The sequence below is a fragment of the Caballeronia sp. INML1 genome, from assembly GCF_023631085.1.
Lineage (GTDB): Bacteria > Pseudomonadota > Gammaproteobacteria > Burkholderiales > Burkholderiaceae > Caballeronia > Caballeronia turbans.
On the sequence record NZ_JALQDT010000077.1, the window covers coordinates 1 to 24,486 of the forward strand.

The 24,486-nt window shown below is 57.5% G+C and carries 21 protein-coding genes and 1 pseudogene; 15 read left to right on the top strand and 7 right to left on the bottom strand.

Annotated elements, in window-relative coordinates:
• Positions 1-163: 163 nt before the first annotated feature.
• The 3 genes from NCR38_RS30475 to NCR38_RS30485 all read right to left on the bottom strand — a co-directional run bounded on the left by NCR38_RS30475 (position 164) and on the right by NCR38_RS30485 (position 4,057).
• Entirely contained in the window at positions 164-2,032 is a 1,869-nt protein-coding gene (locus NCR38_RS30475; protein ID WP_250478105.1) for a caspase family protein, read from the bottom strand.
• On the bottom strand, positions 2,029-2,673 hold the full coding sequence (locus NCR38_RS30480; protein ID WP_250478106.1) for a hypothetical protein: 645 nt from the start codon (positions 2,671-2,673) through the stop codon (positions 2,029-2,031). Before NCR38_RS30480 ends, NCR38_RS30475 begins: the two co-directional genes overlap by 4 nt.
• Positions 2,674-3,062: 389 nt before the next feature.
• A protein-coding gene (locus NCR38_RS30485) for an IS630 family transposase (protein WP_250478107.1) occupies positions 3,063-4,057 on the bottom strand; the annotation gives its coding sequence in 2 pieces (ribosomal slippage) (positions 3,063-3,592 and positions 3,592-4,057; 996 coding nt in all).
• A 273-nt stretch (positions 4,058-4,330) separates the two neighbouring features.
• On the opposite strand from NCR38_RS30485, the gene NCR38_RS30490 reads away from it, so the two are divergent.
• Positions 4,331-5,275, top strand: a complete 945-nt coding sequence (locus tag NCR38_RS30490; protein WP_250478108.1) for a hypothetical protein — start codon at positions 4,331-4,333, stop codon at positions 5,273-5,275.
• A 1,830-nt stretch (positions 5,276-7,105) separates the two neighbouring features.
• On the opposite strand, the gene NCR38_RS30495 is transcribed toward NCR38_RS30490, so the two are convergent.
• Positions 7,106-8,035 carry a substrate-binding domain-containing protein gene (locus NCR38_RS30495; protein WP_250478210.1) on the bottom strand — a complete coding sequence of 310 codons (930 nt, stop codon included), beginning with the start codon at positions 8,033-8,035 and terminating at the stop codon, positions 7,106-7,108.
• Positions 8,018-8,164 (bottom strand): annotated as a pseudogene (locus NCR38_RS34385) (LacI family DNA-binding transcriptional regulator); the annotation flags it as partial. The gene NCR38_RS30495 and the pseudogene NCR38_RS34385, both read right to left, overlap by 18 nt.
• A 169-nt stretch (positions 8,165-8,333) precedes the next feature.
• Between NCR38_RS34385 and hisD the strand changes: the two are divergent.
• On the top strand, positions 8,334-9,647 hold the full coding sequence (gene hisD / locus NCR38_RS30505) for a histidinol dehydrogenase (protein WP_250478109.1): 1,314 nt from the start codon (positions 8,334-8,336) through the stop codon (positions 9,645-9,647).
• Between the two features lie 87 nt (positions 9,648-9,734).
• A complete protein-coding gene (locus NCR38_RS30510) occupies positions 9,735-10,619 on the top strand; it encodes a sugar phosphate isomerase/epimerase (protein WP_250478110.1) in 885 nt (294 codons plus the stop codon).
• Positions 10,620-10,632: 13 nt separating this feature from the next.
• Here the strand turns inward: NCR38_RS30510 and NCR38_RS30515 are convergent, their stop codons facing one another.
• The gene (locus tag NCR38_RS30515; RefSeq protein ID WP_250478111.1) at positions 10,633-11,337 is read right to left on the bottom strand and encodes a GntR family transcriptional regulator; all 705 of its coding nucleotides are present in this window, start codon (positions 11,335-11,337) and stop codon (positions 10,633-10,635) included.
• A gap of 187 nt (positions 11,338-11,524) precedes the next feature.
• On the opposite strand from NCR38_RS30515, the gene NCR38_RS30520 reads away from it, so the two are divergent.
• The 12 genes from NCR38_RS30520 (at position 11,525) to NCR38_RS30575 (ending at position 23,277) form a co-directional block, all read left to right on the top strand.
• Positions 11,525-11,821: a hypothetical protein gene (locus tag NCR38_RS30520; protein WP_250478112.1), complete on the top strand. Its 297-nt coding sequence runs from the start codon at positions 11,525-11,527 to the stop codon at positions 11,819-11,821.
• 31 nt (positions 11,822-11,852) lie between these two features.
• Complete coding sequence (locus NCR38_RS30525; protein ID WP_250478113.1) at positions 11,853-13,049, top strand: MFS transporter; 1,197 nt, start codon at positions 11,853-11,855, stop codon at positions 13,047-13,049.
• A gap of 80 nt (positions 13,050-13,129) precedes the next feature.
• Positions 13,130-14,233, top strand: coding sequence for a sugar ABC transporter substrate-binding protein (locus NCR38_RS30530; protein WP_250478114.1), 1,104 nt, complete (start codon positions 13,130-13,132; stop codon positions 14,231-14,233).
• A gap of 48 nt (positions 14,234-14,281) precedes the next feature.
• Positions 14,282-15,247, top strand: coding sequence for an ABC transporter permease (locus NCR38_RS30535; protein WP_250478115.1), 966 nt, complete (start codon positions 14,282-14,284; stop codon positions 15,245-15,247).
• Complete coding sequence (locus tag NCR38_RS30540) at positions 15,244-16,758, top strand: sugar ABC transporter ATP-binding protein (protein ID WP_250478116.1); 1,515 nt, start codon at positions 15,244-15,246, stop codon at positions 16,756-16,758. Before NCR38_RS30535 ends, NCR38_RS30540 begins: the two co-directional genes overlap by 4 nt.
• Entirely contained in the window at positions 16,755-17,762 is a 1,008-nt protein-coding gene (locus NCR38_RS30545; RefSeq protein ID WP_250478117.1) for an ABC transporter permease, read from the top strand. The genes NCR38_RS30540 and NCR38_RS30545 overlap by 4 nt, the downstream gene beginning before the upstream one ends.
• 52 nt (positions 17,763-17,814) lie before the next feature.
• Positions 17,815-18,690, top strand: a complete 876-nt coding sequence (locus NCR38_RS30550) for a fumarylacetoacetate hydrolase family protein (protein ID WP_250478118.1) — start codon at positions 17,815-17,817, stop codon at positions 18,688-18,690.
• Positions 18,691-18,702: 12 nt separating this feature from the next.
• On the top strand, positions 18,703-19,713 hold the full coding sequence (locus NCR38_RS30555; RefSeq protein WP_250478119.1) for a VOC family protein: 1,011 nt from the start codon (positions 18,703-18,705) through the stop codon (positions 19,711-19,713).
• A gap of 38 nt (positions 19,714-19,751) precedes the next feature.
• Positions 19,752-20,540 (top strand): SDR family NAD(P)-dependent oxidoreductase, encoded by a 789-nt coding sequence (locus NCR38_RS30560; protein WP_250478211.1) that lies wholly within the window; start codon positions 19,752-19,754, stop codon positions 20,538-20,540.
• Positions 20,541-20,578: 38 nt separating this feature from the next.
• Positions 20,579-20,983 carry a cupin domain-containing protein gene (locus tag NCR38_RS30565; protein ID WP_250478120.1) on the top strand — a complete coding sequence of 135 codons (405 nt, stop codon included), beginning with the start codon at positions 20,579-20,581 and terminating at the stop codon, positions 20,981-20,983.
• 96 nt (positions 20,984-21,079) lie between these two features.
• Positions 21,080-22,093 (top strand): Gfo/Idh/MocA family oxidoreductase, encoded by a 1,014-nt coding sequence (locus tag NCR38_RS30570; RefSeq protein WP_250478212.1) that lies wholly within the window; start codon positions 21,080-21,082, stop codon positions 22,091-22,093.
• Positions 22,094-22,131: 38 nt separating this feature from the next.
• Entirely contained in the window at positions 22,132-23,277 is a 1,146-nt protein-coding gene (locus NCR38_RS30575) for a Gfo/Idh/MocA family protein (protein WP_250478121.1), read from the top strand.
• A gap of 845 nt (positions 23,278-24,122) precedes the next feature.
• On the opposite strand, the gene NCR38_RS30580 is transcribed toward NCR38_RS30575, so the two are convergent.
• Positions 24,123-24,380 (bottom strand): DUF4148 domain-containing protein, encoded by a 258-nt coding sequence (locus tag NCR38_RS30580; protein ID WP_061121555.1) that lies wholly within the window; start codon positions 24,378-24,380, stop codon positions 24,123-24,125.
• Between the last annotated feature and the right edge of the window lie 106 nt (positions 24,381-24,486).

Genomic DNA, 24,486 nt, shown 5'->3' on the forward strand with positions numbered 1-24,486 from the left:
TGTCTCCGTCAAGCTGAACGCGCCCATCATGCGTCGAAATATTCAGCAGTGGGAAACGGTTGTGCCGAGTCGCTTACTGAAGCGTAGGTTCGATTCGGCCTTTGCGGACGCCCCAATCTCGATCCGGATTAGACCGTGGCACGACGCTTTCCGGTCATTCACCTTAGCAAGACGGCTCGAGACAAAACCACGGCGTACGATCGGGGAAAAGCAATGCACCCAACACTGCGCTTGCTGCGGTGGTGGAGTCCGGAGGAGTCGGTGCGTCCCCTGGCCACGATCGAACAAGGTCAGATACGCGAAAAACGTCGTGGCCGATCGCCCAAGCAAGGTTTCGTCCGTGATTCATCGTCTCGCCACCATATTCTGTGAAGACGGGGTTCAGATAGGCAGCAAACGATACGCCGTCAAGCTTCCATAGATCATGGTCAAATACCTCGTCGAGTTCCAGCAGAGGTGCGGCCTTAAGAAGGACAGTGAGAGTTTCGTTCGGCCGTTCGACCAGCTCCGGTACTCCGGCATACGCATTCTGACTTCTTGCTAGAACATAATTGAATACAGAATCGGCTGCGATATCCCAACGCGCCACCCTTCCTCCGCAAGCGGTTAGGGAAGCGAAAATCCGGCCGGCCAGTTCGTCGGCGTTTTCGCCGAGGCGCAGTCTAGCGGCAGTTGACAGCGCGATCGCCCAATATGGCGCTTGCGCATCGCTCATCGATACGATCGAACCGCTATAGTGCTCCAGGATCAGTTGCAGGATCGAAGCAAAGAGCTCTTCCGACTCTCGACGTCGGCTCTCGTCATTGACCAAGGCAGGCGCCGCTCCCATCCAACCCAGCACCTTCGAGATTCGAATCGGCAGGTAAAACAGCTCCGAGATACCGCCTCCGCGAGTTGCCAGCAAGCAGAAAGGGTCCCGTTGAAGATGCTTTAGCAATGCCGATCCTGCATCCAGAAGCAGCCTTCCGGTAGCGTTGACCAGGCGGTCAATGCAACACCGTACCTCCGCTGACGCGATATAGGGCAACATGGAAACTGCGAGGGCTGCACACACTTGGGACTGCCTGAAAACATCGCTCGATAAGGTAGCTCGCTCCAACGTAGCATCCCGAAACCGCTCTACGAATCCTGCAAGCAGCTCGGGATTCGTGGCTATTGGCGACAACGCTGCACCGATCACGTCGGAGAACGAACGCGCACTCCATTCGCCGCTTATCGATGAATAAGCCCGCCAAAGATTGTCGTATCGCTCCCTAGTGATGTTGCTCGCACTGGGAGGCCAGGATTGCATAACTTCACGCAGGGGGCGTGCGGGGTCTTTGCCGTAATGGGGATTTCGGCAGAAGCCCGGAGGGCCGTACAAGTTCAATCCCCAAACGACAGGCGACTGGCCTTCTGTTCTGAGCCGGTTCGAAATACGGCGACCGATCTCGACGAGATCAAGGACACTCGCGGTGTCCTGAATGAAATCTCGGCCTTCGATACAATCGAGAATCGCATTGGTGCCCAGTCCACCTGCATCGGTTTCAACTGCAGATTGGTTCTGTGCGGATGTCGCGACCAGAGTGATGCCGGGGGTTCCTACGTCCCCGAGCATCTCCGATTTGAGGAGGACGCCGAGATCGGAGATCAAACCGCCGCTTTCGCACGCATCGATAATGATATTGCTTTGCCCCGGAGCAGCCTCGTTGAGGCTGCGAAAGAGATCCGAAAGCGATAATCCAGTCATAGACTGCGCTTCTTGCTGCGTGTCTCGGACCCACATATAGAAGCTGCCTGCGCGTACAGTACCGTGACCGGCAAAGAAGAAGGTGAACGTGTCGATCCGCCCAACTGAAAACAGTGCATCCCTCAGCGCGGCACGCACCATCTCCGCCGACGGCGATAGAAGCAGTCTGGACCGACGGGCGTCGTACTCCCCGATCTCCGGACGAGTCAACGACTCAAAAATACGCCTGGCGTCATCTTCGGCGCCTCCTAGGGGCACGTTGTGTTCGTAGGCGTCGCAGCCGATCGAGACGAGGACCCTCATGCTTCGTCCCCGTAGTTCGCGAATTTGGCCTTCCGATCAGCTTCACGCGCGACGGCTACCTTGCTCTTCCGGCGCAAAATTTCGTCGAAACGCACTTTGAATTCAGGCGATGCAGCGCTCAAGGCATCTGCCAGCTTCACTGCAGCGTCGGGACCCGCGTGCAGTTGGGGCAGAATGACTTCTCCATTCCGGCTCGCATTGAGCTCTATTTTTTCCAGCATGTCGAGAATGGCCTGCTCCAGCGATCCGGACGCTTGGGCATCGACGGTATTTCCAGTTTCGGCACACGCAGCCGTGACAGTCGAGTAAAGCATTGTCGCAAATTGCTGATGCATAGACTCTCGAAGCTTTGCCGCATTTCGTTGAATGATACTGAGATCGTTATCTATTAGACTGCAAAACGGCGTTTCGATGCTCGAGGAGTGTTGTTGGAGTTCAGTATCCGGTAAATCGGGAAGACCCGGGTGCAGCCAGTTACCCCGATGCCGAAATCGGTGAGTGCTTTCGGGCGACAAGTATTGCGAGACGAACTGTTTCTGCTGTTCTGCGACAAAGTTCGCGAAGGACGCGTTGAAAGCATGGGCTCCAGCATCTTCAGCAAAATAGTCCTTGTCGCCGTCCACGACCGCATGCTCGTTCACGTGTTCCTCGCTATCGGGTGGGGGATGGCTGATTTAGCATCGTATCATCGCGTGCGCATAGTGCTGAAGCCATGCTTGACCAGGTAGCCAGGGTTTGTTGTTCATTGCCAAGCTCGCGTACTGCGCTGTGCGCCTGTTTTCAGCAGCTGCGGACCGTGTGACCGCGAGGAGCGTCAGCGCGGCGATACTTTCGCCGTGAGTATCGCGTCCGCGTGCGAGACGAGTGCAAGGCAGCTTCTTCGGATTTCGCGGAAGGCCTCCGGGAACCGTGCAGAGATCTCGGAGTGTCCGCGACCATCGATGTCAACGTGTTCAGGCAACACCGCAGACGTGTTTCATTCGCCTGAAGTCGCGGGCTGGAACTATTGACCTTTCCATAATTCTTTACGTCACCACAGGGTTGCCTGAATCCAGCACGCGGCAATGATTGAAGGTCGGTGCTGCGCGCTTTTCAGCTTGTTGCGGGCGACGGTCTGCAACTCGTCGAGGTTGTCGGGGCAGAAATTCGCAATGGCGTGACGTTTGAGCCATGCCCACAGATACTCGACGGGATTGAGTTCTGGACAGTACGGCGGCAGAAAGGTGATCTGAATATGGCCCTCGAGAGAGTCCAGGTATTGCCGGACAATTGCCGCGTGGTGGGGCCTGGCACCGTCCCAGATGATCAACAGCGGCTGCCTCAGATGGGCTTTGAGCGCCTTGAGAAACTCGACCACCTGCTCCTTCTTTACGCTGCCTTCGTACAACCGAAACAGATAGTTCGTGCGACTGAGGCCCGCAATCGCGGACACATGCTTCCAGTTGAAATGAAACTGGATAACCGGCGTTTGCCCCTTCGGCGCCCAAGTACGCACTCGCGTCGGCCGCTCGCTGATGCCGGTCTCGTCGATAAAGACGATCAGTCGGCCTTCGCGCTTGGCTTTTTTTTAAGCGCGGGCCAGGTGTGCTGCTTCCAGTGGCGCACAGCCTCTTCGTTACGCTCGATTGCGCGCCGCTCAGGCTTCTGTGCGCTAAAACCGAGCGTCCCAAGAATGCGCCAGATTTGCGTTTGTCCGAACTCGACGCCATACATGCGCTTGATGAGCATACCGACGCGCTTGAGCGTCCATAGCTCCGTGCCAAAGCCGTGTTCGGTGGGGTTGTGTAACAACGCCTGCCGCAGCTGCGCCAATTGCTGCGCATCGAGCCGAGCCGGACGACCTCGACCCGGTACCGCGCGCAACGCATCGATTCCGCCTTCATCGAGCAATCGCTTCCATGCGTACACCGTCTGTCGGGCTACCCCTACGGCAAGTGCTACCTCTGCCGGACCTTTGCCTGCCTTAAGCATGCGGGCGGCCCGCAAGCGCTTCTTGGTTGCCTCGTCCATCGGCTTCTTTGCCATGGCATGCATCTCCAATCAATCCCTCAGAGATACAACGCACCAGCATCGAATCGGTTGTCATCTTTTATGGAAATCTCAATAGTTTGGCGAAGAATAAAAACGTAAAGGTGAATCGCGTGGATTGCGCAAACCGACGTCTTATATAATTCTGCTTGTTGTCGTCTGCGGCCGTCGGTTCTATCGCGCCGCGTGAAGCAGCATTTTCTGCCCTGAGGCCCGGAATGCAGCTACTCGCAATTGACAGCAATGACGTAACGTGACAGTGAGGCGACAGTGGCATTCATCTTTCTCCATGGAATTGCACAGCAGGACAGGAAAGCGGACGAGCTTCTTATGCTTTGGATCGAGAGCATTAGGGTCGGTCTTGACCGCGCACGATCGAAGAATACATTGCCATCTCGAGAGCGGATCTTCATGCCCTACTACGGAGACCTATTGGCAGATCTTGAGCCGGCCGCGGCTCAAAAGCAGATTCGTGTCCGAAATGTGAGAGGCGCAGACGCGCGAACGACGATTGATGCACCGTCCGGGATAGGTGCGCCGAGCGATACCATGGAGGAGTTGCTCAACGAGATCATTCGGGAAAAGTCTGGTTCGCATGCCCGGCGGCGCCTTGATAACGGGCAGAGGACTCGGGGGCTCGCGAGCAATGCGTTAGGCGCGTTGTCGACCGTCGTGCCGATTCCCGCGCAGAGGCAAATTGTGAACCACGCCTTGACGCAGGTTGCGGCATACCTGGAAGACGCTTCTCTGAAGCGTGCAATTCTCGACAGTGCAATGTCGGCCATTATTGACGGAGCGCGTATGGCGGAGAGGCATGGCGAAGCGCTGATAGTCGTGGGGCATTCGTTAGGCTCGGTAGTCGCGCTTGAAGCGCTTGCGGGATTCACAGGGAAGCGGGTGGACCTGCTGATGACAATCGGCTCACCTCTGAGCACAGAAACGGTCTCGTCAAGAATGAACCGAGATACACGAAGGTGGCCCGAATCGGTAAGAAACTGGGTGAACATTGCAGACCCTGATGATGTGGTTGCGTTGCATCGCTCGATCGATCGGCGTAACTTTTTGAAGAACTCTTCGGATGACGACAGAGCGGCTATTTGGAACATCCTCGACATCAAAAATCACATGGACAATCACCACGGAATCGCCGGGTACCTTGATGACCCTGTGGTAGCGCACCTCCTTACGGATTCGGAGCGTTGGATTGGCGACTGATTGTCGATGTGGGTCGGGACGATCGGGACACTGTCCTGCCCACCGTTGCGATGGGTCAGGGTCGAAGTTAGCCGGTGGCCGCATGTAAGACACGGGTATCGCTAGCTGGCTACAACAAGAGTGCGGCATTCCTCCGACACCTGACCTGCGTGGTTACCTAGTGAGTAGCGGTTGTATGAATCGTGGCGCACTTCGGACGGAACGCGAAATCGAGATCCGGCACGCGCATTATGCGATCGGGCGTCACCGCGTGGAACTTGGCATTGGGCGTCGGTCATAAGATCAACGGCATAGGCCGGCGCCGTTAAACTGACGGCGGTTGTTCTTTGGTACTCAGATCGTACGTCGACTCATGAGTGGCCGATCACAGTCGCACCGTTTAGCCACCCTCTGACGCGAGTTGTGCTCGATAAATCCGCACAGACACTTCATAGCACGATTCGTCGAAGGCGAACCCCCAATCCACGTGGCCGTGATATCAACGGTCGGTGTAGAGAGTTGAACGGCCGTCCCAGAAGCCACCGTCGAACGTCCGCAAAGACCGATTATCGAAGTGTCGTCGGGTGACTTGGAAGGACGGGCCTCTTTATCTCAATCAGTCACATCCAAGTTCGTCCTCGCCCGGAGCCCTCATTGTCATTGCGTCTCTGACAGCGATGCGCTGCCCTGCTTATGTTTTGCAAGATGATTCCCGCTTGGGAGGAGTTGATCGTCTCAACAAGATATTGGCATCCGAAACCTATCCAAAGGCACATTAGCGACCCACAGAATGCCGCGGCACCAAGGACGAAAGACACGAGAACTTTGTCGGCAGTCGGATCAACCTTGCTGAAGATGATCCAGTTGGGATGGGCCCAATGGACATACGTTGTGAACGACAACAAAACGCCGCCCGCGACCGCAAACGTCTTCGCTGCTCCCCAGACGACGATGTTGTATGCGGTGGAGACGAACCTCGGAGAGGACGCGCAGCCAAATATGCCGCAACAAATGAATGACGCGGCTTGGGGCACGACTACCAGAGAAAAGACGGCGAGGTAGAAGCTGACACCGCCTAGAAGGTCATACGAGTGCGTGAGCAGTCCGTCTTTGAGGAAAACACCGAAACCGTTGAGTGGCATCCCGTCAGGTCCGATAGCGTCTAGACCGACTGCCGCCATGGTAACTATCGGTGTCAATACCGTAGTAAGCCAAAACACGAATGTTATCGTTGCGATCGCGCTGGCGTGAGCTCGTCGTAGATCCAAGAGCAATGCCGTAGAAATGATCAGAAAGGAAATCAACAGCAAAATGTGCATCGGCTGGTCGCGTCAGATAGGTACTGCCCGGTGGATCGGTGTGCCACAAGGTCTAGTTTAGAATGCCCAGAAACACCGGTAGCGAAATCGCTATCCCATCGCGGATGCCAGCGCTTCTCGAAGGGTTATCGGCAAATTCATGGACAACTTGAGCCGTAATGATCGAGGAATTCGAAACCGCTCGGGGCAATTGAATTGTCCCTGGGAGCGGAGCCTACTCGCTCGCTCACGGTTTATCGCGTATTCGCGGTCGCAGCATCCGAAGACAGAGAGGTAACCCGAAGCGGCCGCTCAAAGAGAGGGACGTGAAGGTCCGCAATGGCCGACGCGCCACCATTCGTTGTGCGACAGCTCGGCCAAAACACCAGCCATTAACGGTCATCCGAATTCGTCCTCGCCAAGGTATTCAGGCGTCGCTTCCCTTCGTCTGCAAATGCGTTGATTGGTGGTTCTTCGTCCGACTGCGGAAGTGCAATCGAGCCAGTCAGGGTACACGTGTTCGCGTTTCAATGAAGCGTTGGTCTCGTATCAACTAAAGCTCAGGGCGTGTTGACCGAAACGGTTCTTGCAGCGCGCCAGTTGAACCCCTTCTGATAAGAGTAATCGGCATTACTTCGCGGGCAGGTTCCACGCTCCCCCCATACCGGATTCGCTGAATCAAGCGACGTACGGCGACCCTGGCCATCAGTTCGACCGGCTGTCGAATCGAGGTAAGACTAATGAGGGAAGAGGATGCGATCGGCATATCGTCGAAGCCAAGTATCGAGAGCTTTCCGGGCACCGCGATGTCTCGCCGCTTCGCAGCGTCCAAGACGCCGAAGGCAATTGTGTCGTTTCCGGCGATGATGGCGGTGACTGGTGATGCGGCGTCGAACATCGAGAGCGCATGAGCCAGTCCGGCTGCCGATGTGTAGTCGCCCCAGCGTACGTCAAGCGAAGTGATCGGAACGCCCGCCTTAATCATTTGCCTCTGGACGCCAATCAAGCGGTCTCTGCTCGTCGACGTGTTCTCGGGGCCGAGAATCAGCCCTATTCGTCGATGACCAAGCGACAGCAGGTGCTCGACTGCTACTGCGCCCGCATCGGCGTTGTCGATCTCGACAAGATCCACTTTGACGTCGATTACGCCTCGCACGACAAGGACTAGCGGGATGCCACGTTCATGCATCTCTTGAACGACGGCTGAATCCAGCGTCGCGGTGGCGAAGATGAGACCCTCGAGGTATCCCTCGATGAGCGGGCGATAGGCAAACAAATTTCGAGAGTCATTCATCGAATCGATCAGCAGCGTCATGTGGTATCCAATTGACTGCAACTCGTCTTGCAGGCACGCGAGAAGTTGGGTCATGAAGCTGTTATGGAGCGCGCCAACTACCACGCCGATAAGTCGCGTCGCGGCCTTGCGAGGGCGGCGGTTCGATACAGGAAGGCGAAAGCCTAGCGCTGATGCCGTGGCATGCACAGCCTGGCGTGTTTCCTCACGTATCGCCGCATGTCCGCTCAGGGCACGCGAAACCGTCGAGACAGAGAGACCCAGGTGCGCAGCGACGTCGCTGAGTCTTACAGGATGGCTCGCTAATTGACTCGACATGGTTCGTCTTTCTCCGCAGGTATTAAGACTTCTTGCCGTCGAATGGGGCTAGGGAAAACCGTTAGCATTTGCATACGCATTGCAACTCGCATTGGCGTTAAATTGCCGAAATCAACCAACGCACGGATGCAGCGAGCGGAGGTTTCATCCAAGAACTGTGAGGCTAACAATGGCAATTCGAAACTTGAAGCTTGGGCGAAGCGAGCAGAACGTGAACGATGACGCCGTTATGGTGCGCGACGTCGTGACTGGCATTCTCGCGGACGTGTCGAAACGAGGCGACGCCGCAGTACGTTCGTATTCGGATCGGTTCGACAACTGGTCGCCCGAGTCTTTTCGATTGAACAACGACGAGATCAGCGCGTGCGTTAGGGCGCTTTCGCCGGGGCAGATCGAGGACATCAAGTTTGCACAGTCTCAGGTCCGCCATTTTGCCCAAGTGCAGCGGGAGGCTATGCACGACGTAGAAACCGAAACCCTGCCGGGCGTCATTCTCGGTCATCGAAACATGCCGGTAGATAGCGTCGCGTGTTACGTGCCGGGAGGGAAGTTTCCCTTGGTCGCGTCGGCGCACATGGGCGTGGTGACGGCGAAGGTTGCCGGTGTGCCGAGGATCCTGGCGGCGTCTCCGCCCATTCAGGGTGCGCCAAATCCTGCGGTCGTCGCGGCGATGCATTTGGGCGGGGCTGACGAAATCTACACGTTCGGCGGCGTGCAGGCGATTGCCGCGCTCGCGCTTGGAACGGAGTCGATAGAAGCTGTGTCGATGGTGGTCGGGCCTGGAAACGCATACGTCGCCGAAGCAAAACGCCAACTGTTCGGCCGGGTCGGTATCGACTTGATCGCCGGACCCTCGGAAACGCTCGTGATTGCGGATGACAGCGTCGACGCGGAGATGTGTGCGACAGACCTTCTCGGTCAGGCCGAACACGGCTTCAATACTCCGGCCATCCTGCTGACGAACTCCCTTAAATTGGCCGAAGCAACCATTGTTGAGGTCGAGCGACTCCTCAGAGTGCTGCCGACGGCGGCGACAGCCGGCGTTTCTTGGCGGGACTATGGGCAAGTAATTGTGGTCGACACGATCGACGAGATGGTCAGTGAGGCAGACCGCATCGCATCTGAGCATGTCCAGGTCATGACGCGTGATCCTGATCATTTCCTCAAGCATATGAAAAACTATGGCGCCTTGTTTCTTGGTCCCCGGACTAACGTTGCTTACGGCGACAAGGTGATCGGCACGAACCACACCCTGCCGACTGGACGCGCCGCGCGTTACACCGGTGGCCTCTGGGTTGGGAAGTTCATCAAGACCTGCACTTATCAGAAGGTACTGACCGATGAGGCGAGCGCCTTGATCGGACGCTATTGTTCGCGCCTGTGCGCGATCGAAGGAATGATCGCGCACGGTGAGCAAGCCAATCTTCGCGTTCGTCGATACGGGAACGAAGACGTTCCGTACGCCGGCGTCGCCACTCGATAACCACGCGTGCGGACCGCAACCAGCGGGCAGACGCAATGCGAAGCGCGCATGCGTTTCGCATTCGCCAACATTCAGGAGTAGCGAAACATGCAATCCGTCATTGATTTCGTTTTCTGGCCTGCACCCATCAGGCACTTGCGGTTCCGCGATCACGTTGACGCCGCGGTAGCGGGCGGATTTTCCAGCGTGGCGATCTCTCCGATCACCTACATCGATGAGGTATCGCGCGGACTCAGCGCGCAGGACCTTTGCGCATACGCCGACGACCATGGAGTTCCCGTCCGCCATCTGGATTCGCTCACGGGGTGGGCGCCCAGCGGCCGCATGGAAGGTTACGATGACGAGATGCGAGCACGGTACATGATCTCGCTCGAAGAATCGCTCGAGATCTGCGTATCGATGAAAATCTCGAGCATTCTCGCGTGCGCTGCGTTCGAAGCAGACACGGTCGCCACAGAACTCGTAATCGAAGGCTTCGCCGACCTTTACCGTGAAGCGCATGACCTGGGTATCTGGGTAGACCTCGAGCCGATGCCATTTCTCGGTGTACCCGACCTGCGCGCCGCGCTTTCGATCCTCGATGCGGCAGGCGCAGTTGATGCGGGCATCGTATTGGACACCTGGCATTTCAACCGCGGAAATCCGGATCTGGCGTTGGTTCGTTCGTTGCCACCCGGCAAGATTACTACGGTGCAGATCAGCGACGCGTTGAGGAGGCAGCGGGCACCGACGATGATGGAAGACACGCTTAGATATCGGCTGTTCGCCGGCGAAGGTGAACTTTCGATCACGCCAGTTCTGGAGGTACTCGGAGAAAAAGGAGGGCTGGCCCGAGTAGGTGCGGAAGTGTTTTCCGATTTCGCCGCCACCCTGACTCCCCGCGAAGCAGGCCGCAGGAGCGCCCAGTCCGTACGCAGTGCCTTGGCTCTGGCCGGGTTCTCGATGGAAGGCACGACGTTGTACGCGGGCTGATGACATTACTTCGCTAAGCAGTCACTGCGTCCTTGCCTACGGAATCTTCCCTTAGTAGCGCTTTCAAGCCGTCGACCAGGATGTTGGCTGTCGTGCGCAAGTGCTCAACCATGAGCGTAGTAGCCGTGTCGACGTCCCGCTCAAGCGCTGCGGTCACGATTGCCGTGTGCTCCGCAAGCACATCACGGTCTTGCTTATAGAGCGGCACAGATAGGCGACGATATCGTTCACCTTGCTCGTACATTTGCGCGCGCATGCGCAGCAGCCGCTCGCTTCCACAGGCCGACACTAACGATTCGTGCAATGCGTGGTGAGCCTCCGACCACGCATCACTAAGGCGCGATGGATCGTCTGCGGTACGGTAAGCGGTTTTTCCCAGCCTGTGCATGGCTGCAACAACGCGGGTTTCCCAGTCGATCGTGCCTCGCGCGATCGACCTGGCGAGGCAGAGGGACTCAAGGTCAATTCGCGTCTCGGTAAGGTCGTAAAGGTCCTCCAGCGAAACCGGCGCGACCCGGTAGCCACGCTGTGGTTCTGAGATGACCAGTCCTTCGGCTGACAGCTTGGATAGCGCCTCGCGGACGGCCGGCAGGCTGACTTCAAAGCGCTCACAAAAATCACTTATCCGGAGACGCGTGCCCGGCGTAAGACGGCAACTGAGAATGTCCGCTCGCAATCCGTCAAAGACGGTCTCGGACAATGTCTTTTTATAAGCCATGACTCAACCCAATCAAGAGCGCAAGAGCCGCCAGACGGAAGCGGCCACTTTCGATGAGAAATATATTTCGGTGGTTGAGTGTACATCATGAATCCGGTTACTACCAAATAGTCGGGTTTGCCCTACTTAATGTATCTACTATGGAATAATATATTTTGACCACGTTGACCAACTGTGGGGCTTGCAAGTGTCCAAGGACCAGCCGGTACGCCGCCGCGAAGAAACGCTAGGGATCGGCGAAAGCGCATCTCGTCGCGTGCTCGCGACCGCAATCGAGGAGGCGAGGATTGCACCGGGAACCGTGCTTACCTCGCAGCTGCTTGCGCGCCTCGGCGTTGGCGGCCCGCTGGACGATCAAGATTTAGTTGCCCTTACGGAGTGCGGCTTGGTCGAGGAGGCCGGTGGCGCACTGAAGGTGGCGCACGCAGGTACCACGAGCATTGTCCATTTCGCGGCGTCTTCGCGGGACGCGACAAGCCAGTAAAACGCCGTACGAACGCCACAGGAGTACCTCCATGATTTCCTCAGCGCGCGAAGATCGCCCTGGCTTCACGCTCGCGGAAGCGGCCTTGGCGCTCGGCGCCTTGGCAATCGGTGTCGGTGAGTTCGCTTCGATGACCATCGTTCCGGCGGTCGCAGGATCGATGGAGGTACCTCTCCCGGAAGCGGGAGCAATTGTGACCGCGTACGCTCTGGGGGTCGTAGTCGGGTCACCAGTGGTGACACTGGTTTTTCCCCGCATTGAGCGTCGGAAGATGCTTGTCATGCTTATGCTTGCCTACGCCTTGGCCAACCTATTCAGTGCAATTGCGCCGGACTTTGACTCGCTGCTCGGCGCGCGGTTGCTGGCCGGCTTTCCGCATGGCGCTTACTTTGGCGTTGCGGCACTCGTTGCCGCCAGCCTTGTGCCGCGCGACCGGCGCGGTCGCGCTATCGCACACATCATGCTCGGCCTGACTGTCGCGAATATCTTCGGCGTGCCGCTGGTGAATTGGACGAGTCAGCTCTTAGGATGGCGCGTTGTTTATGTTCTAGTAGCTGTAATAGCTTTTGCAACCTGCGTTTTGATTTTGACGTTTGTTCCGCGCTCGCGATCGGAAGGTGCCACTGTAACCGCGGAGATGTCTGCGCTCCGGAACATACATGTATGGCTCACGCTCGGCGTTGTCGCAGTTGGATTCGGAGGTATGTTTGCGTTCTACACATATCTCACGCCCATCCTGACCGATGTCACGCGTGTCGCGCCACTTGAGGTTCCGTGGTGCTTGGCTTTGCTGGGCGTAGGGATGACGGCAGGGTCTCTAATCGGCGGACGGCTCGCGGACTGGTCTCAAGACAAGGCAATCGTCTCCTCACTGCTTTTCGGTGCAGCGACGCTTGCTAGCTTCTCGGTGACGAGTTCTTATCTGCCGTTGGCGCTTCTCAATATCTTCGCAATAGGGGGATTTCTCGCGATCGTTCCGGCGGTGCAGGCCCGTCTCATGGACATTGCCGGACCCGCGCAGACGCTGACGGCGGCATTGAATCACTCAGCTTTTAACGTAGCCAACGGACTTGGTGCATGGCTAGCCGGCGCTTCGATCGTCGCAGGACTGCCTGTGGTTGGGGTGGTATGGATCGGTGCAGCGCTCGCTATCGGCGGCTGTGTTCCGTTAGCAATTTCGGTGGCCCTTGGCTATCGTCGCCCATCCTGTCCCTGCTCTTCGCCTTGACATGTTTGCTGCTTCTGCATCGATGTGGGCGCCAACCCGCGCCTGATGAGAATAAACATTTTGTTTTATGGAGACACGCAATGAAATCCATCCCGGTTCGCTTCAACCGTCGCCGCCAAGTTGTCATCAGGCGCGCGCTGTCTGTCGCGCTTATAACCACCAGCGTAGCTCATCTGTCGGCGATGGCCGCAAAGGTGCCGGGCATCTACTACGGCATCGCCACCGAGTCGAGCGAATATTGCAACGCCCAAGTGCAGGGCGCGAAGGCGGTCGCAGATTCCGTCAATACGAAGCTAAACGTCCTCGTCAGCGAATTCCAGGGACAAAAATTTTTGCAGGACTACGGTGCGATCTTCTCGGCCGGCTGCAAGGACTGCGTCGCGATGATGGACCCGGTGTCGAACGCATTCACCAAGGCAATCGTCGATCGTGCGAGCCGCGCGGACGCCAAGGTCATCACGTTCTGGAACCGTCCAGAGAATATTCATCCGTGGGACACCGCCCCACAGAGTTGGGTCGCCCATATTTCGTTCGACGGTGTTGACTCGGGCTATCAAAACGGAATGGCGCTGTGCAAGGCAATTGGAGGAACGGGCGGTGTCCTGGTGTTGCAGGGTGTTGCAGACAATCCTCCCACCAAGCAGCGTTTCGCGGGATTTCAGCGAGCCATGAAGGAATGTCCCGGGATGACCATCCTTGACAATCAATACGCAGATTGGGGGCAAACCAAGGCTCAGACGATTGTGCGCGGCCAACTTGCAAAATATGGCGACAAGGTTAAAGGTGTTTTCTCTGAGAACGATTTGATGGCGCTCGGCGCGCTGGCAGCGCTGCGTGAGAAAGGCCTGGCTGGCAAGGTGCCGGTCACCGGAAGCGATGGACAATCCGATGTGCTGCGTCTCATCAAGTCTGGCGAAATCGTCTCGACGATGAAGGTCGATGGCGCCGCACTCGGCGCAGTTTCGACGGCGCTCGCCTACGGCGTCGTCACCGGAGATATCGACCTGGCGAAACTCACGCACGCGCAACGTAGTTTTTATCTCAAGCAGACGCTGGTCACAAAATCGAACGTTGATCAATTCCTCGACAAAAAGTTCGATCCGTCGGAATTCACATACCAAAAGCTGAAGGGCGACATGTGGACGTATTCGTCGGGGCCCATCACGGATAGCGCGAACAAGTAAGCAAGTACCTCAGCGCCGACGAACTTCGACTGTTCCAAAGGACGGACAATGTCTTCGAAACTATCTTTTCCGGTTCGCAACGTGGGGCCCCTGATTGCATTGCTCGCGCTATCGCTTTTTTTCAGCCTGACCGGAAGCAACTTTGCCAGTATGGCGAACTTCGTTGCGATCATCGAGTCCAGTGCTGTTCCTTGCATTGCAGTGGTTGGCCTCACGTTCGTGATCGTTCAGGGGTCAATCGATCTGTCCGTCGAGGGGCTTGTCTCGCTCGCGTGCATTCTTACCGGATTGTTCGTCGCGAATTCGGTGAACGCGCACAACAGCGTAGGCCTGGCGCTTCTGCTGGCGTTGGGCAGCGGTCTCGCGCTGGGTCTGTTTAACGGAATCGTGTACGCGAAGGCAAAGGTTCCGTCGCTGATCGTGACCCTCGGCACGTGGTTCGCCGCTAAGGGTCTTGCCACGATGCTCTTCCCGTCGATGCAACCGCAAATCCACGATGCAGCGTTTCTATCGATCGCACTCGAGAAGCACCTCGGTCTAAGCGGCATCGTCTATTGCGCGGCGCTCATCGTGCTTGCGGCGCTCGTGATCGAGAAGCGCACCACCGTCGGCAGGGTGAGCTACGGCATCGGCGGAGACGAACACCTGTGCCGGCTCGGGGGTCTACGGGTGGACCAAACGAAGATCACCGTCTTCGCGCTCTCGGGCGTGCTCTCGGCAGTGTGTGGGGTGCTACTCGCGGCGCAGCTGGGCGTCGGAAGTTCGCAGGCCGGGGAGGGGTTGCTGTTCCCTTCAATCAGCGGCGCGGTCATCGGCGGGACCCTGCTAAGCGGTGGTAAGGGCGGCATTCTCCAGTCGTTGACTGGCGTGCTGATTCTTAATGTCATCCAGAACGGCCTCTTGCAGATCGGTGTCGACCCGTTGGTCACGCAAGTGGTCGAGGGCGTGACAATCATCCTTGCAGTCATCGGGGGCTCGTGGAACCTGCGCGAAAAGATGAGGGTAGCGAAATGACCGATGCAGTCTATGAAGTGAAAGACCTGACGAAGCGGTTTGGTTCCGTGATAGCGCTCGACGACGTCAGCGTGCGCCTTGAACCCAATGAAGTGGTGGGCCTCATTGGCCAAAACGGTTCGGGAAAGTCGTCTTTGATGAAGACGATGGCAGGAGTGCAGCGCCCGGATAGCGGGAGTCTTTTGCTCCGCGGCAAGCAGGTGGCCTTTAAGTCGACCGCCGATGCAGCGAGCCGCGGCGTCGGACTTGTGCACCAAGAGCAGTCGCTCGTTCCAAATCTGACTGTTGCCGAGAACATTTTTATCGACAAGTCCGCGTCCTTCGTCCGACACGGCTGGTATAGGTGGCGGGAGCTACTCGGAGCCGCGCGCCGACAGCTCGACAAAATCGAACTGGACATTCGACCGGATGCGCTTGTCGAAAAGCTGTCTTTTGGTCAGCGTCAGATGGTGGAGCTGGCGAAGGTCCTCGCGCTGGAGGAAATGATTGAGGACGATCTCGTGATCATGTTCGACGAGCCGACATCGATGCTCACGTCGCGAGAGATCGACGACCTCTTCAAGCAGATAAACCGCATTCGGGCGCGAGCGTCAATCGTTTTCATCAGCCATCGGATGGACGAGGTGCTAACACTTTCGGACCGCGTCTATGTCATGAGCGACGGTCGTCGTGTAGCCGAGCGCCGGCGAGGGGAAGTCAATTCCGACGAGCTCTATGAATTGATGGTCGGCAAGCAACGCAGCACAGTGACGAGGGAATCCGCAGGACCGCGAACAACGAAGCCTCGTCTTGTTCTCGACAACGTTCGCTTCGCCGCGGACGCCGGACCGTTTTCAATCACCGTCAATGAGGGCGAGATACTCGGATTGATCGGTGTGCAGCGCTCGGGGGCGGAAACGCTTTGTCGTGGACTTTTCGGGATCGACGAGGCGACCAGCGGTCAGATCATACTTGACGGTAAGCCGTTCCAACCGCACACGCCCACCGATGCGGTGCGCCGCGGGGTGGGCTATCTACCGGCCGAACGAAAGAAAGAGGGGATGCTCGCGGGCATGTCGGTGTTAGAGAACATGACGCTCAGTTTCGGTTTCGACTACGCCTTTGGCCGCGTCATTGCGAACCGCCGCGACGAAGGCTTGGTTGCAAGCGACTGGGCAAGACGTTTGAAGGTGAAGACGCCATCGCTGTATGAAGACATTTCTAAGCTGAGCGGCGGCAATCAGCAAAAGGCTGTGCTCGGCAAATGGCTGATGGGCAAGGATCTCAGACTGTTGCTCCTGGATCATCCGACGCGAGGACTGGACCCCGGCGCGCGGGCGGATCTCTTCGAAAGCATGAGAAGCCTCGCTAGCGAAGGATTGTCGATCGTCTTCGTTGCCGACACGCTCGACGAAGTGCTTCTACTCAGCGATACGGTCGCAGTGATGCGGGACGGGCAGTTCACTGAGGTGTTCAGCGATATAAGCCGAAATAGACCGACCGAGGAGCAGATTGTGAGGGCAATGGTATGAGACTCAATGAACTTCCGATCGAAAAAGGCGAAGCCTCTCTGCAAAGGCGCCGGGATCTAAAGCAGGGCCAAAGCAGGCTCGCATGGCGGCGTTTAGCACCGGGGCTGGTGCTCGCGGTCATGCTAGCGGTCGTGGGCACGATTTCGCCGGGCGCAATGTCTTCGAGTTCGCTGATTTCATTCTCGATTGACGCCGCACCGCTACTTCTGCTAGTGCTTGGCAGCACTTTGCCGATTCTTCTGGGCGGCATCGACCTTTCAGCGGCGGCCATGGCAAGCGTCTCGGGCGTGGTGATTAGTCTTGCCGCGCCCCACCTCGGATCATGGTCGATTCCGCTGGCAGTGGCGCTTGCCGGACTGGTGGGCGCGGCGCAGGGCTACCTGCACGCTAAGTACCAGGTGCCGTCGTTCGCCATCAGCCTTGGCACGCTTGGACTGCTTTCCGGCGTTGCGCTCTTCGTCACTAAGGCCACGGCGCTTCCAATAGAGAACGATCTTCGCATTCTCGACTTGCTTAACGGGTCGATGTTAGGCGTCCCCGCCTGCGTGTATCTCGTGGCAGCGGTCTGGTTCTTTCTCTCGCTGACGCTCCGTTACCTTCGCTTGGGCCGACACATCTATGCCATTGGCACGTCCGAACGGGCGGCTCGCATGTCGGGCATCGATGCACTCAGGGTGAGAGTCATCGTGTTCTCCCTATGCTCAATGTGCGCAGCACTGGCCGGCGTGCTGTACATATCGCAGACCATGTTCAGCTCCCCGACTCTTGCGCAGACGATGCTGCTGCCCGCGATTGTCGGGGTCGTGCTTGGCGGCACGTCGATCTCAGGCGGTATCGGAGGCGTCGGAGCTAGCGTGATCGGTGGAATTTCGGCGGCGTTTCTGCGAGTGGGTTCGGTCGTAGTGGGTCTACCGCCCACTAGCCAGGATTTGGTCTACGGCATCGTGATTCTCGTGGCGGTGACCGCAACGATCGATCGCCGCAAGATGGGCCTGGTGAAGTAAGGCAATGCCGGCTTCCACGCCGGTTCCTACAAAACATCAAGGATAGTCACTCATGAAATTGGTTCGATATCGAAACGGTTGGGGCGAAGGGCTCGCTGCCTACATCGACGGTGAATGGCGTGGCCTCGCGGTGACGCACGCAGCTTTGCATGGCGGAGCGGAAGAAGTACTTCTCAGTCCGGGAAGGCTTTCGAGCGTTTTAGAGACATTCGCACTCGAGGGCCAGCGCCTCGACATGGATGAAATCACCTATTTAGCGCCGATTTCATCCAGCAGGAAGATCATCTGTGTTGGCCTGAATTATCACGACCATTCGGCAGAGTCCGGGTTCAAGCAGCCGGACTATCCGACGCTGTTTTTCCGAGTTGGGACGAGCCTCACCGCGCACGGTCGCGGTATCGTGCGGCCCTCTTTTAGCGACTCGCTCGATTTCGAAGGCGAACTCGCCGCAGTCATCGGCAAGGGAGGAAGCAATATCCCGGCGGCTGATGCGTTCGAGCATGTTGCCGGTTATTCGATCTTCAACGACGTGACCGTGCGTGAATATCAATTCAAAACACCGCAGTGGACCGTGGGTAAAAATTTCGATGGCACAGGCGCGTTCGGTCCATGGTTTGTCACGACCGATGAGTTTCCCGATGGCGGTAGGGGGCGCACGCTGGAAACGCGACTCAACGGCGCGGTCATGCAGCGCGCTTCGCTGGACGACATGGTGTTTGGTCTGCCACGCCTCATCGAGACGATCAGTCGAGCCATCACGCTCGAACCGGGTGACGTCATCGTCACGGGCACGCCGTCTGGCGTCGGTCACGCGCGCAATCCTCGTGTCTACATGAAGCCCGGCGATGTGGTGGAAGTTGAGATCGAGGGCCTCGGCGTGCTGAGCAATACCATTATTGATGAACCTTCGTCCAAGCGGGCCGCATAAAGAGGGGGCCGAATGGGATTGCTTGAAGCAGGCGTTCGCAGGGACCGGCTTGGGTCGGTTCATTCGATCGATCGCGTCGTGATGTCGGTCCCCGGTCTGGCGGAGGCCCAGGAATTCTTCGAGTCCTTCGGTCTCAAGTGTACGCCCGGAAATGCACAAGGCTTGCTGGATGTTGGGACTTTTGACAGCGCGCATGTCTGGCTAACGGTGGTATCTGGTGCACGCAAGAAGCTCTTGTACGTTCGCTATGGTGTCTACCAGGCCGACTATGAATTGATACAGGAAAAGGTAACGCTTTTGAATGTACCTCGGTGTGCGGCACCAGAAATAGCTCATGGAGTCGCCGAAGCGGATGGTCTGTGGCTTATGGATCCCGATGGCATCCCCTTACAGCTCGTGGTCGCAGAGAAGTCTTCACCTAGTTCCAAGTCGCCGCTGACTGAGACTTCAGCCACTCCTTTGGGAAAAGGCGCGGCTCCCAGCAGGAGTGCAGCCCCCCGCGTTCATCCTCGTTATCTATCGCACGTACTTTTCTTTACGGCCGATGTGCGTAGAGCAATGGACTTCTACGTCAATATTCTTGGACTAAAGCTATCAGACCGCTCTGAGTACGACATAGCGTTCCTGCACGGCGCCTATGGCAGCGACCATCATCTCGCCGCATTTGTTAAGTCAAACGGGCCAGGGGTTCATCATTTGTCGTGGGACGTAGGTAGCGTGGACGCGGTTGGATTAGGCGCCGAACAAATGAGGCGTAAGGGGCATAAACAGGGATGGGGCGTTGGCAGGCATGTGCTGGGATCGAACTATTTTCACTATGTGCGTGATCCGTGGGGCAGCTATGCGGAATACTCCTTCGACATTGACTTCATCCCTGCTTCTCTTGACTGGCCTGCTGCCAACCAGCCTGGAGAAGATTCCTTTTATGTATGGGGTCCGGAGCCGCCCGAAGACTTTGCTGTCAATTACGAGCTGCCGGAACAAGGATTGCCCGCGAAAGTCGCAGGCGAAAAGATCAACTGACTAGGATTGACACGGTTGCTATGGATACGTCACAGGCGATGCAGCAGAGGTTTGCGCTGCCGCGTACACCGGGCTTTTCGTTGGCGGGCAGGCGAGCGCTCGTCACCGGCGCAAGCAGGGGGGTAGGCGTTGCGGCGGCTTCTGCGCTATGTGAATACGGAGCGGAAGTGACGCTCGTCGCTCGGTCTCTCTCCGAAGCCGAGGCGGTAGCTGACGCACTACGGCTGCGCGGCGGAGCGGCGCATGCGGCGAAGTTGGACGTGACTGACTTGCCAGGCCTCCGTGGCGCATTAGGTGAGATTGGCGGCCCGGATAGGCCTTTCGACATTCTGGTCAATAACGCCGGAACGAACCGCCCTGCACCATTCGTCGATGTAACGCTTGACGACTTCAATGCAGTGATGGATCTGAACGTTCGGAGCTCATTCTTTGTGGCCCAGTTCGTAGCGATGACCCTCATTTCAGCAGGCCGACCAGGTTCGTTTATCAATATGTCATCACAGATGGGACACGTCGGGGCGCCGATGAGAACCGTCTACTGTAGCTCCAAGCACGCCATTGAGGGTCTAACGAAAGCCATGGCTGTAGAGCTTGGTCAGTATGGCATACGAGTGAATTCGATATGCCCGACCTTTATCGAGACGCCAATGACGCGCGATTTTCTGGCATCGAAAGACTTCAAACGGGACGTACTTGCGCGAATCAAACTGGGTCGCGTGGGGACTATGGAAGACGTTATGGGCGCGGTGCTCTATCTCGCGAGCGACGCCTCGGCGATGGTCACGGGTAGTTCACTGCTGGTGGATGGTGGGTGGACCGCCGACTGAATTTGCACGAGACATCAATCTGAAAAGGATCTAAGTCAATGGATATTCGCTCTACAAACACGGTCGTTCCGGTATCGATGCATGACAACGTGAAAGTCTGGGGGCTGTTCCCGAAGTTCTCCCTCTTCGAGCAGACACAGGGAACGTATCTGGAGGCGATCGAAGAGTGGACGATCGCGCCGCACACGCGCGCGACGCCTCATTCGCACGACACACACGAGTTTTATTACATCCTCGTTGGTGAGGCGGTCGTGCAGATTGAACAGGAAGCCAAGAAAGTCAAGCCCGGCGACCTCATCTATATTCCGCCGAGGGTTCCGCACAGCATCTGGCCCACGACCGACGAGGGCGTTCGCGCATTCTCGTTTTCGGTGAGTTACCAAGAACCGCGCGGGCCGGGCTACAAGGATGAAATACTGGCAGAAGTCCCCGTCACCGAGTGACGACGTTCGCTGCCCTTGCCACGCGAGTGCGAGGGCGTTGATCGAGGCACTACGAAAAAGGAGTCGAGCACGATGATAGAGGAGGAGTTGCGGCCGATGGCATTAAACGAATCGAGGAGGCAGGTCGCGTTGCTAGGGGCGGGTAGGATCGGAGTCGTTCACGCCAGGGCGCTCGCACAACTGCGCGACGTGGAACTGAGGTACGTAATGGACGTTGATGAAACCCGCTGCAAGGCGTTGACCTCGACCTTCGGCGGAGAGCCGGCGACGCTCGACGAGATACTCGCGGATACCCACGTGTCGGCGGTTATCATCGCGACGCCGACGAACACGCACGCTGAGCTGATGGTGACGTTCGCCCGCGAAGGCAAGGCAATTTTCTGTGAAAAACCTGTGGACATAGACCGCGAGCGTGTCTTGTCTTCTCTTCGCGCCGTAGAGGAGTCGGGCGTGCCGTTTGCCCTGGGTTTCATGCGCAGGTACGACCCTACATATCGCAGGATTTACGAACGGATCTTGGCTGGAGACATCGGTATCCCGGAACAGGTGACTATCTTCAACCGCGATGTGGCGCCGCCTCCTATCGACTTCGTCCGTGCATCCGGCGGCCTCGTGCGCGACATGACCAGCCACGATGTAGATCTTGCTAGCTGGTTGCTTGGCGAGGACCTCTGCACCGCATTTGCATCGGGCAGTTGTCTTATCGACCCGCGCATCGGCCAGGCTGGCGATGTCGATTCGTTGGCGGTCGTGCTTACAACGGCGACGGGGAAGCTCGTTCAAATCTCTGAGAGCCGGAGGTCGGCGTACGGTTACGACCAGCGTGTGGAAGTTCTAGGATCTCAGGGCATGCTCCAGGCGGGAAACAAGCTCGAATCGCTCGTCCTCCACGGTGGTTCACAAGGTCTGTCGTCGGCCAGACCATTGAATTTCTTCCTCGAGCGATACGAGGACGCATACCTGTTCCAACTGAGAGATTTTTTCGAATCACTGGAGGCTGGCCGTCGTCCCGCCGTGGGCGTTGCTGAAGCGCGGCGCGCATTGTTCGCGACGGAGGCCGTGCTCGAATCAATGAGAACGGGCGCGCGTGCGGATATCGAGCAAGCGTGACGCATCATCGCTCAAACCTATGCAAGGAGCAGAAGAATATGAGAGCACCGCTCAAGATCGGCGTCGTCGGAGTGGGCACCGTTAGCCTGAGAGGCGTCATTCCGCACCTGATTCAGTCCGACATCGCGCACAGAGTCCAACTGACGGCATTATGTGATCCCGTGGAATCGAGAGTGCGCGGCGCGGCCGAGAAATTTGGCGTCGCACAAGCCTTTACAAGCTATGAGCACTTTCTCGATGAAGCGGATATTGACGCGGTGACGCTTGCAACGCCGATTGGAATCCACTTTGAGCAGGGCAAGGCCGCATTGCTTGCAGGCAAACACGTTCACTTCAACAAGACCATGACGGTCAGCACGGCCGAGGCGGACGAGCTGATTGCTTTAGCGAAGGAAAGAGACCTCAAAATTGTTGCTTCGCCGGGCGAAATGCTCAGGCCGCACAATCAGGCAATCAAGCGGATGGTGGAAGATGGCACCCTCGGCACGCTCGCATGGGCAATCTGTGGGGCGGCATTCGAGAATTATCACGAAGACGAACCGGAGCGCGACAATGCGCCGGGCACGACGCCCATCGATCCCGGCTGGTACTTCAAAAAACCCGGAGGCGGACCGCTATACGATATGGCGGTTTATGCTCTGCATGGTCTCACAGGTATTCTCGGCCCCGCGCGGGCGGTGACTGCGCTTTCCGGCGTCCGTCTGCCAGAGCGAACGTTCAAAGACAAAACGATCGTGACCGAGTGCGATGACAACACGATTATGTTGTTGGACTTCGGGCGCGGTCTATTCGCGGTTGTGTATGGGACGGCGGCCGGTGGACTACGGGATTCTCTGGATTTCAGCGGAAGTTATTTCGGCACACGGGGAACAATCGCCGGCTTGCTGCTCAACGGGAAGCCATTTGACTACGCAAACCGCGATATCGCGATCTCCGCGCCTGACCATGGCATGCGTGCGGGCTTTGGTGGGAACGAATGGATCCTTCCGAACATCACCGGGCCCCACCGCGACATACCGGAGCAACACGTCTTTGCCGACGTCATGCAGCTCGTTGACTGGGTCGTCGATGGGACACCGTCCGTTGCAAGCGCGGAACATGCTCGACACGTAATCGAAATCATTGAGGCCGCATTCCGGTCAGCGGAAACCGGAATCGCGCAGGCTTTACAGACGACGTTCTGAACCGCTTGGCGGCGGTACAGCCGAGTACGTGTCGGTCTAGAGTTATGCGATTAGGGGAGCGCTGTCATTCTGAAGGCGCCCCCTTTCGATCTTGCAGAGCCGAAGACGATCCTATACGCAACGTCAGCGCAGAGGTAATCAGATGTTGACCGTAGACGTTGCGGCTAAGACATGCACGCTGTCATGTCGCGGGCGCTCCAGCCCAATTCGGACAACGCGTTATCAGATTGACTGAAGCTTGATGTTTTAGGACGTTGACGAGCCTCGAATGGCGGGTCGTGGTCCGGCAAGACTCGTTCGCTAATCGGGGAAGTTCGATGGTCGACTGCGCCCCGTTGCGAACGACAGCAAAGCGGCGCGCTGCAGCCGCACGGCGGATTAACGGCGAGCGTCGGCTAAGGCCGATTCAGGTTCCTCCGGCAGGTGCCGGCATCAGCACCCCAGCGTGAGCAAGGCAAGACGCTGCTGTCAAACAACGGGGATCGTGCGAGGAGGATGGCGCTCGCTACCGCGTTGTGAAATTGTTGGCAGAATTCGAGCCGTTAAAAGACTTAGAGTTATCTTAATAGCGGTCTTTGATGCTCAATATTCGATCGACACCGGTGGTCCACTGGCCGTTACTTACTCGCTACGAGGCGTGCCCCGTCGACCTGACGAAGTGCTCTCGGCCAGGAAGGGATGCTCGCGGTTTTCGGCATCTTGGCGTTCGAACGGCAGTTCGCGTCCGGGAGGCGTCGCTCAAGCTGTGGTGCGCAGCCCGTGCGAGGGATCCTGTTTCTGGCGCTCGCAGGATTCGGGGGACCGACACGACGGGTGTCGGCGCTTTGGCCAGAGAACAGTAAACATTAGTGTTGCTGTGTGCCGGATTGAATCGCGGCCTGGCGCTGCAATGACGTTTGCTCAGCCTGCAATCGCGCTTCAGCCTTTTGCAGATTGACCGGATAGTCCACATCAACAGCCAGCGGGTTGTAGCCGGCTTGTTCGAGATTGGCGAGTTCGGCGCGTACTTGTGCGCGTGTAAGTGGCGCATCGGTTTGAGCGAACGAAGTAATTGGAGCAGGGGCGAGCAGGGCGAAGGCAGCCGTCACGAAAATCTGTTTCATCAGATACCTACTTTTGGCGTAAGGGGCTTCCGAAGTACTGCTAGAAGCGTCAAAGTATATGCGTCTTAAGCTAGGTATTTTCCCTTAATTCGGACAAGACTACATT